Origin of the sequence: Paracraurococcus ruber (genome assembly GCF_004353985.1) — a bacterium.
GTDB lineage: Bacteria > Pseudomonadota > Alphaproteobacteria > Acetobacterales > Acetobacteraceae > Paracraurococcus > Paracraurococcus ruber.
Genome location: NZ_SMOA01000215.1, coordinates 1 through 9,328 on the forward strand (window position 1 = coordinate 1; position 9,328 = coordinate 9,328).

Genomic DNA, 9,328 nt, shown 5'->3' on the forward strand with positions numbered 1-9,328 from the left:
TGCCTCTGCCATGCGCCTGCCATGGCCCGGCTGGATGCGCTGCTGTCGGCCAGGCTCTCGCGGCGCGGCTTCGGCGGCGCGGCGCTGACCGCGGCCGCGATGGCCTGGGGCAGCGGCGCGCGGGCGCGCGTGCCGGACGCGCCCTCCGCCCCGGTCGCGCTGGTCAATCTCCGCCTGTTCGACGGCAGGTCGGACGGCCTGCGCCCGGGGCTGCGGGTGGTGGTCGAGGGCGCGCGGATCGCGGCGGTCGCGCCCGATGCCGGCTCGGCCCCCGCCGGGGCGCGGGTGATCGACTGCGGCGGCCGCACGCTGATGCCGGGCCTGATCGACGCGCATTACCACGTCATGATGGCCTCGGCCGACCTGGCCACGCTGATGACCGCGGATCCCGGCTACATCGCCCTGATGGCCGCCGGCGAGGCGGAGCGCGTGCTGATGCGCGGGTTCACCAGCATCCGGGACCTCGCCGGCCCGTCCTTCGGCCTGAAGCGCGCCATCGATGCGGGCCTCGTGCCCGGGCCGCGCATCTGGCCGTCCGGGGCGATGATCTCGCAGACCTCCGGCCATGGCGACTTCCGTCAGCCGCATGAGCTGCCGGCGACGCCGCTCAGCCCGCCCAGCCGTGGCGACCAGCTCGGCGCCGGCGCCATCGCCGATGGCCCGGTGGAGGTGATGCGGCGCGTCCGCGAGCAGCTCATGCTCGGGGCGTCGCAGATCAAGCTCGCGGCGGGCGGCGGCGTCGCCTCGGACCACGACCCCCTCGACGTCGCCCAGTATACCGAGGCCGAGTTCCGCGCGGCGGTGGATGCCGCGGAGAACTGGGGCACCTATGTGACGGTGCATGCCTACACGCCGCGGGCGATCCAGGCCGCGATCCGCGCCGGGGTGCGCTGCATCGACCACGGCCAGCTGATGGACGAGCGCACGGCCGCGATGATGGCGGAGCGGGGCACCTGGCTCAGCATGCAGCCCTTCCTCGACGACGAGGACGCGATCCCCTTCCCCGCGGGCTCGGCCAACCGGGCGAAGCAGCTGGAGATGACCCGTGGCACCGATGCCGCCTACGGCTTCGCCAGGCGGTTCGGCCTGAAGACGGCCTGGGGCACGGATGCGCTGTTCGATGCCCGGCTGGCCGGGCGGCAGGGCCGGCAGCTGGCGAAGATGACGCGGTGGTACACCCCGGCCGAGGTGCTGCGGATGGCGACGGGCGTGAATGCCGACCTGCTGGCGCTGTCCGGCCCGCGCAGCCCCTATCCCGGCCGGGTCGGCGTGGTGGAGGCGGGCGCCTGGGCCGACCTGCTGGTCCTGGACGGCGACCCGGTCGCCGACATCCGGCTGATCGAGGACCCGGAGGCCAACCTGAAGCTCATCATGAAGGATGGCCGGCTCTACAAGAACACGCTGCCGGCCTGACGCCTCTCCCCGCCGCGGCGCGGCCGGCGCCGTGGCTCCGACCCGGCCGGGCCAGGCGGCGGGGTTCGCGTCGGGGGGCTGGCGTCGGAGGGCTCGCGTCGGCCGCCGCGACGAAGGACCGGAGGAGGTGCCGCCATGGACCATCCCGCCCGCGCCACGCGCCTGGTCCGCCCGGGGCCGGAACACCTGCCGGACTATGTCGCCGCGCTGCAGCGCGGCTGGTCGCCCGACAACATCCTGCGGGCCGCCACCGCGAAGGAGCATCTGGACTTCATCGCCCGCGACTCCGCCGGCTTCCTCGCCAGCCTGGACGACCCGGAGGCGCGCGGCGGCCCCGTCACCCTGCCCGACGGCAGCGTCCGGCCGCGCCTGCCCGGCTTCCGCCGCTGGATCTGGGATGGCGGCTTCTGCGGGTCCATCGGCATGCGCTGGCAGCCCGGCACCCCGGACCTGCCGCCGCATGTGCTGGGCCATGTCGGCTATGCCGTGGTGCCCTGGCGGCGGCGCGAAGGCCACGCCACCCGCGCGCTCGGCCTGCTGCTGGCGGAGATCGCGCCGCTCGGCCTGCCCTGGGTGGACCTGACCACCGACCCGGACAACCCCGCCTCCATCCGGGTGATCGAGGCCAATGGCGGCACGCTGCTGCGGCACTTCGCCAAGGGCCCCGAACTCGGCGGCGGGGAGGGGCTGCGCTTCCGCATCGCCCTCCCCCCTCCCGCGCCGCGCCCATAGCCGTCCCCAATGGCCGCCATCACCGGGGCGGCATGGCGGGCGGCGCCGGCCCGGCCCAATTACGCCGCCAACGGACGACAAGCCCGTCCGGCGAGAGGCCCACGATGATCGATGTCCGACCCTTCAAGACCCTCGGCGGCGCCAACCATGGTTGGCTGAACGCCAAGCACCACTTCTCCTTTGCCAGCTACCACGACCCCGCCCGGATGAACTGGGGCCGGCTGCGGGTGTGGAACGATGACGAGATCGCCGCCGGCACCGGCTTCGACCCGCACCCGCACCGCGACATGGAGATCATCACCTATGTCCGCGACGGCGCCATCACCCACCGCGACAGCCTGGGCAACGAGGGCCGGACCGAGGCGGGCGACGTGCAGATCATGTCCGCCGGCACCGGCGTGGTGCACAGCGAGTACAACCTGGAGCCGGAGACGACCCGGATCTTCCAGATCTGGATCATCCCCGACCGCCGCGGCGTGAAGCCGAACTGGGGCGCCAAGGCCTTCCCCAAGGCGACGCGCGAGGCCGGCTTCGAGGTGCTGGCGAGCGGCCGGCCGCAGGACGAAGGCACCGGCGCGCTGCCGCTGAACGTCGACGGCGCCGTGCTGGCCGCGACGCTGAAGCCCGGCCAGGTGCTGCGCCAGCCGCTGGCGGAGGGCCGCGCCGCCTATCTGGTGCCGGCCAAGGGCGCGGTGACGGTGAACGGCGTGGCGCTGAACGCCCGCGACGGCGCCGGCATCGTGGACGAGGACGTCATCGAGATCACCGCCAGCGAGGATGCCGAGCTGGTGCTGGTCGAGGTGGCGAAGGAGTAGCCCCGGGCATCGCGGGGGGCGTCGCCCCCCGCGAACTCCCCCGTCAGGCCGGCACCGGCCTGGACCGGCGCGATGCCGGCCTGCGGACGTCATGGCATCCGCAGGCCGGTATCGCGCGCAGGGTTGCCGGGTCCCGGTCGCAGCCTTGCCGCGACGGGGACCCGGTTTGGCGGCCGCGCGCAGGCGCAATGATTGCGCAACGATCAGGCCGGTCGGCACCGGTGCCGGCCGGCCTGGGTCTGCCCCCTTCCACGCATCGCGCTTTGGCGCGACCCTCGCGCGCAGAACTTGCGGGAGGGGAACATGCCGAAGGTCCAGGCGGAGCAGCTTCGAAAGATCGGCCGCGCGCTGCTGCTGGCGAATGGCGTGCCGGAGGAGGAGGCCGTGACGGTCGCCCGCCATGTGGTGAACGCCAACCTGGCCGGCCATGACAGCCACGGCGTCATCATGCTGCCGAACTACATCGAGCGCGTGCGCGTCGGCCACATCGTCCCCGGCGCGCCCTTCACCATCGTGCAGGAAAGTCGCACGACCACGGTGGTCGACGGCAATTGGGGCTTCGGCTACGTCATCAACGAGAAGGCGATGGCCCGCACCATCGAGAAGGCGGACTCGGAAAACATCGCGGCCTGCACGGTGTTCCGCCAGGGCCATGTCGGGCGGCTGGCCAGCTACCCGCTGATGGCGGCGAAGGCGGGCATGATCGGCATGGCCTGGGCCGACAGCGGCCGCAGCCCCAAGGGCGTCGCGCCCTTCGGCGGGCGGGAAGCGCGGCTGGGCACCAACCCCTGGGCGATCGCGGTCCCCTCCGACCTCGACGGGCCCTTCTGCATGGACTTCGCCACCTCCGCCGTGGCGATGGGCAAGATCAAGCTGGCCGAGGCGCGCGGGCAGGAGATCCCGCGCGGCTGGGTGGTGGACAGCGAGGGCGACCTGACCACCGACCCCGCGAAGATCAAGGGCGGCGCGCTGCTGCCGCTCGGCGGCCCGGGGGAGGGCTACAAGGGCACCGCGCTGGCGGCGATGGGGGAGGTGTTCTGCGGCATCCTCACCGGCCTCGGCTTCGGGGTGGAGCCGACGGGGCGGCACAACGATGGCTGCTTCCTGATCGCCATCAAGGTGGAGGCCTTCCGGCCGCTGCTGGCCTTCCGCAAGGACGTCGCCGACTTCGCCCACTACCTGAAGGACACCAGGCCGGCCAAGGGCAGCAGCGGCGTGCTCTACCCGGGCGAGGTGGAGCACCGCGCCGAGACGCAGCGCGCGGCGGAGGGCATCGAGATCGAGGACGCCACCTGGGCGAAGCTCGGGGCGCTGGCGCGGGAAGGGGGCGTGGCGGGGGAACTGGGCTTCGGCTGACCGCGCGGGGCAGCGGCGCCCGCGGTGGCGCCGCTGCCCGGATGCGCCCGGATGCGCCCGGATGTCATGGGCGGCGAGGTGGGCCGGCGACGGGCGGGACGCGGTCCCGGGTCCCGCGGCCCTGGGAGACCGGTCGGCCCGGCCTGCCCCGCCCCATGGGCCGGATCGCCGCCTGACCCGCCAGGATGCCCGCCCGCAGCGAGGATTTTCGGCATGCCGCGCACCCCCTTGTCCTGGTCGGCCCTCGGCCTCGACCTCGTCACGCTGCGGGTCTTCAAGGCGGCGGTCGAGGAGCGCAGCCTGGCGCGCGCCGCCGAGCGGGAGCACCTCGCCCTCTCGGCCCTCAGCCGCCGCATCGCCGAGATGGAGGCCCGCCTCGGCACCGCCCTGCTCCGGCGGCACGACCGCGGCGTCGAGCCGACGGCCGCCGGTGCGGTGCTGCTCCGCCATCTCGGCCCGCTCTTCGACCTGCTCGACCGCGCCTTCGCCGATGTCGAGGCCTTCGCCGCCGGCGCCCGCGGCCATGTCCGGCTGCATGCCAACATCTCCGCCGTCGCCGGCTTCCTGCCGGGGGCGCTGGCCGGCTTCCTCACCGCCAATCCGGGGATCGAGGTATCGCTGGAGGAGCGCTGGACCAGCGACATCCTGCACGCGGTCCGGATCGGCGCGGCCGATCTCGGCCTCGGCTCCGGCACGGTGCGCGACGCGCCGGCCGAGCTGCACCTCATTCCCTGGCGGGAGGACCGGCTCGTCGCCGTGCTGCCGCGCGGCCACCCGCTCGCGCGGCACGCGGCGCCCCTGCGCTTCGCAGCCCTGGCCGCCGAGCCTTTCGTCGGGCTCTCGGCCGCATCGGCTCTGCAGCAGCTCTACCGGCGGGAGGCCGAAGCGCTCGGCACGGCGCTCCGCGAGCGCATCGGGGTCGCCAGCTTCGACGGCGTCCGCCGCATGGTCGAGGCCGGGCTGGGCGTTGCGATCCTGCCCGATACCGCGCTCCGCGATGCCGGCCCCGGCGTCGTGCTGCGGCCGATCGAAGAGCCCTGGGCGCACCGCCCACTGACGCTCTGCGTCCGGCGCGACACCGAGGCGCTGCCGGCCGCCGCCCGGCTGCTCGCCGCCCATCTGCTCGGCCGCGAATTCCCGATCCGCGAAGGCTGACTTGCCGAGAGAGGCATGGCGGCCCGCCGGCCGGCCGGGGCAGCCTGCCGCCAGGGATGCGGAGGAACGCCATGCTGATCCATCGCCGCGCGGCGCTGCCGCTGCTGGGCCTCGCCATGCTCGCCCGCCCCGGCGGGGCGCAGGAGATGCCGGCCGGCCGGGCCGTCACGCTGGTCGTCCCGACGGCGGCCGGCGGCACCACCGACTTCGCCGCCCGGCTGCTGGCCGAGCCGCTGGCCACGCGCCTCGGCACCCCGGTCGTGGTCGACAACCGCGCCGGTGCCAATGGCGCGATCGGCGCGCAGGCGGTCGCCCGCGCGAAGCCGGATGGCCATACGCTGCTGGTGCAGTATTCCGGCTACCAGGTCGGCACGCCGGCGGTGGTGAAGGCCCTCGGCTGGGACCCGCGGCACGACCTCGCGCCGATCGCGCTGCTGATGGATGCGCCGCAGGTGCTGCTGGTGCATCCGTCGGTGCCGGCCAGGACGCTGGCGGAGCTGATCGCTTATGCCAGGGCGAATCCCGGCAGGCTGAACTACGCCTCCTCCGGCAACGGCTCCATGCAGCATCTGGGGGCCGAGCTCCTGAAGCAGCGCGCCGGCATCGAGATGGAGCACGTCCCCTACAAGGGCACCGGCCCAGTCATGCAGGACCTGATCGCCGGTCGGGTGCAGCTTTTCCTGACGACGCCGCCGCCGGCCATGCCCTTCCTGCAATCCGGCCAGCTGCGGGCGCTGGCGATCGCCGCGCGGCAGCGCCATCCCGCGCTTCCGGACGTGCCGACCTTCGCCGAGGCCGGGCTGCCCGGCGTCGACGCCGAGGCCTGGTTCGCGGTCTTCGCGCCGGCGCGGCTGCCGGAGCCGCTGGTCGGCAGGCTGGCCGCCGAGATCGGCGCCATCGCCGCGACGCCCGCCTTCCGCGCCAAGGCCGAGGAGCAGGGCGCCGTCGTCCGGCCGATGACCCCGGCCGAGCTCGGCGCGCGGGTCGAGCGCGAACTCGGCGAATGGGCCGAGGTGGTGCGCCGCGGCAACATCACCGCCGATTGAGGGGAACGCCATGATCGACCGGATCGACCATCTCGTCCTCACCGTCCGCGACCTCGCCCGCACGCGCGACTTCTACGTCCGCGGCCTCGGCATGCGCGCCGAAACCTTCGGCGAGGGCCGCCATGCGCTGGCCTTCGGGCGGCAGAAGCTGAACCTGCACGAGGCCGCGGGCCCGCCGATCCTGCCGCGCGCCGGCGTCGCCGCGCCGGGCACCGCCGATCTCTGCCTCATCGCGGACCGGCCGCTGGCCGCGGTGGCGGCGCATCTGCGGTGCGAGGGTTTCGCGATCGAGCGCGACGTCTCGCCGCGCATCGGCGCGACCGGCCCGATCCGCTCGATCTACCTGCGCGATCCCGACGGCAACCTGGTGGAGGTCTCGGAATATGCCTGACGCGGCTGTCCCCGTTGCCACCGGGCCGCTCGCCGGCCTCCGCGTGCTCGAGCTCGGGCATTTCGTGGCGGCCCCCTTCTGCACGCGGCTGCTCGGTGACCTGGGCGCCGACGTGATCAAGGTGGAGCCGCCGGGCGCCGGCGACCCGGTGCGGCAATGGGGGGCGCGGCACAAGGGCCAGTCGGCCTGGTGGAGCGTGCATGCGCGCAACAAGCGCTGCGTCACGCTCGACCTCAAGAAGCCGAAGGCGCGCGAGATCCTCCTCAGGCTGGTCGCCGGCAGCGACGCCCTGGTCGAGAATTTCCGCCCCGGCCAGCTCGACCGCATGGGGCTGGCGGAGGCGGCGCTGCGGGCGGCGAAGCCCGACCTGGTGATCGCGCGGATCAGCGGCTACGGCCAGGACGGGCCGCAGCGCGACCGCGCCGCCTTCGGCGTCATCGGCGAGGCGGTGGGCGGGCTCCGGCACCTAACCAACCATCCGCCGGGCACCACGGACCTGCCGCCGGTGCGGGTCGGCATCAGCATCGGCGACAGCATCGCCGGCATCTACGCCGCCTTCGGGATCATGGCGGCGCTGTGGAAGCGCGATGCGGGCAGGCATGGCGATGGCCGCGGCCGCGGCCTCGACGTGGCGCTGACCGAGAGCATCTTCTCGCTGCTGGAGGGGGCGCTGCCGGAATACGGCGCGCTCGGGACGGTCCGGCAGCCGACCGGCGGCGGGATTGCGACGGCGGCGCCGACCAATGCCTATCGCGCGCGCGACGGCGTCTGGGTGCTGATCGCGGCGAATTCCGACCCGCTGTTCGGGAAGCTGGCCGCGGCGATGGGCCGGCCGGAGCTGGCCGACGACCCTCGCTTCCGGGGCAACCAGGCGCGCTGCGCCAATGTGGTGGCGCTGGATGCCGATATCGGGCTCTGGACCGCGCAGCATGACGGCGCCGCGCTGGAGGCGCTGCTGGAGGCGGCCGACGTGCCGGCGACGCGGGCCTATACGATCGCGGATTGCGCGGCCGATCCGCAGCTGCGCCATCGCGGCATGGTGCGCGAGGTGGTCGATGCGCAGCTCGGGCCGATGCTGCATCCGGGGATCGTGCCGATGCTGCCCGGGGATCCCGGCGCCATCCGCTGGGCCGGGCCGCCGGTCGGCGCGCATAATGACGAGGTGTTCGGGGCGCTGGGACTGGGGGCGGGCGAGATCGCCGCGCTGCGCGAAGAGGGAGTGTGCTGATGACCGCCACCGTCGACCTCGTCGAGGTCGCGCCGCGCGACGGCTTCCAGCCGATCGGGCCCTGGATCCCGACGGAAACCAAGATCGCCACCGTGCGGCGTCTCGCGGCGGCGGGCCTTCGGCGGATCGAGATCGGGTCCTTCGTCAGCGCGTCCGCCATCCCGCAGCTGCGCGACGCCGCGGCGCTGGTCGAGGCCGCCGCCGCGATCCCGGGGCTGCGGCCGCAGGTGCTGGTGCCGACGGCGAAGCGCGCGCGGGAAGCGGTCGCCGCCGGCGCGCGCTTCCTGGTCTATGTGCTTTCGGCATCCGAGGCGCACAACTGGAGCAATGTCCGCCGCCCGGTCGCCGAGTCGGCCGAGGACTATGCGCGGATGCTCGACGCGCTGCCGGCGGATGTCGCGGTGCGGATCAACCTGGCGACCGCCTTCGACTGCCCCTTCGACGGGCGCATGGCGGTGCCGCCGGTGCTCGACCTGATCGGCCGGCTCGCGGCGCTGCGGCCGGATGTGGAGATCTGCCTCTGCGACACGACGGGACGGGCGACGCCCGACCATGTCGCGCAGCTCGCCTCGGCCGCCGCGGCCCGCTGCCCGGACGTCGCCGCCTGGGCCTATCACGCGCATGACACCTACGGGCTCGGCCTGGCGACGACCTATGCGGCCTACCAGGCGGGCATCCGGGTCTTCGACGCGGCGGCCGGCGGGCTCGGCGGCTGCCCCTTCGCGCCAGGGGCGACGGGCAATGTGGCGACCGAGGACGTGGTCTGGATGTTCGAGCGCATGGGCATCCCCACCGGCGTCGCGCTGGACGCGCTGCTGCCGATCGCGGCCGATGTCGCAGCGCTGCCGGGTGCCTCGGCGGGCGGGCGGGCGCGCGCGGCCCTGGCATCGCGGGGGGCCTGCCCGGTGCCCGAAGCCGCCGGCGCCGCGGCGAAGGCCCAGGCCTAGGGCAGATCCCGATCAGGTGGACTCGCCTGATCGGGTGAAGATGCTCGCAAGAGCAAAAGACCAGAGCGGTTGCCGTGAGCCATCGCGAACGGAAACCGCTCCAGCCCCGCGCGCTGCGCCTGACGGCGTCGGGGCGCGGGCGGCGGGCCGGCCCGGATCCGCAGGGGCGCGATGCGACGGCGGCACCGGCCCGCCTGCCCGCGGCAGGGCACCCGGTGGCGCAGCGCCTGGCCCTGCGGCCCGCC

General features: G+C 74.4%; 9 protein-coding genes. All 9 read left to right on the forward strand.

All coding sequences use genetic code 11. The features are described from left to right. Positions 1-1,413: metal-dependent hydrolase family protein (locus E2C05_RS24510; RefSeq protein WP_192912515.1), on the forward strand; the 1,413-nt coding region annotated here is incomplete at its 5' end. 135 nt (positions 1,414-1,548) lie between these two features. Further along, a complete protein-coding gene (locus E2C05_RS24515) occupies positions 1,549-2,145 on the forward strand; it encodes a GNAT family N-acetyltransferase (RefSeq protein WP_133222269.1) in 597 nt (198 codons plus the stop codon). 104 nt (positions 2,146-2,249) lie between these two features. Continuing rightward, entirely contained in the window at positions 2,250-2,960 is a 711-nt protein-coding gene (locus E2C05_RS24520) for a pirin family protein (protein WP_133222270.1), read from the forward strand. A 303-nt stretch (positions 2,961-3,263) separates the two neighbouring features. Next, positions 3,264-4,316: an Ldh family oxidoreductase gene (locus tag E2C05_RS24525; RefSeq protein WP_133222271.1), complete on the forward strand. Its 1,053-nt coding sequence runs from the start codon at positions 3,264-3,266 to the stop codon at positions 4,314-4,316. A 213-nt stretch (positions 4,317-4,529) separates the two neighbouring features. Further along, a complete protein-coding gene (locus E2C05_RS24530; RefSeq protein ID WP_158292348.1) occupies positions 4,530-5,471 on the forward strand; it encodes a LysR family transcriptional regulator in 942 nt (313 codons plus the stop codon). Positions 5,472-5,542: 71 nt separating this feature from the next. Then, positions 5,543-6,517, forward strand: coding sequence for a Bug family tripartite tricarboxylate transporter substrate binding protein (locus E2C05_RS24535; RefSeq protein ID WP_133222273.1), 975 nt, complete (start codon positions 5,543-5,545; stop codon positions 6,515-6,517). A 10-nt stretch (positions 6,518-6,527) separates the two neighbouring features. After that, positions 6,528-6,908, forward strand: coding sequence for a VOC family protein (locus E2C05_RS24540; protein WP_133222274.1), 381 nt, complete (start codon positions 6,528-6,530; stop codon positions 6,906-6,908). After that, on the forward strand, positions 6,901-8,136 hold the full coding sequence (locus tag E2C05_RS24545) for a CaiB/BaiF CoA transferase family protein (RefSeq protein ID WP_133222275.1): 1,236 nt from the start codon (positions 6,901-6,903) through the stop codon (positions 8,134-8,136). The genes E2C05_RS24540 and E2C05_RS24545 overlap by 8 nt, the downstream gene beginning before the upstream one ends. Further along, the gene (locus E2C05_RS24550; protein WP_133222276.1) at positions 8,136-9,083 is read left to right on the forward strand and encodes a hydroxymethylglutaryl-CoA lyase; all 948 of its coding nucleotides are present in this window, start codon (positions 8,136-8,138) and stop codon (positions 9,081-9,083) included. Before E2C05_RS24545 ends, E2C05_RS24550 begins: the two co-directional genes overlap by 1 nt. Positions 9,084-9,328 lie beyond the last annotated feature (245 nt).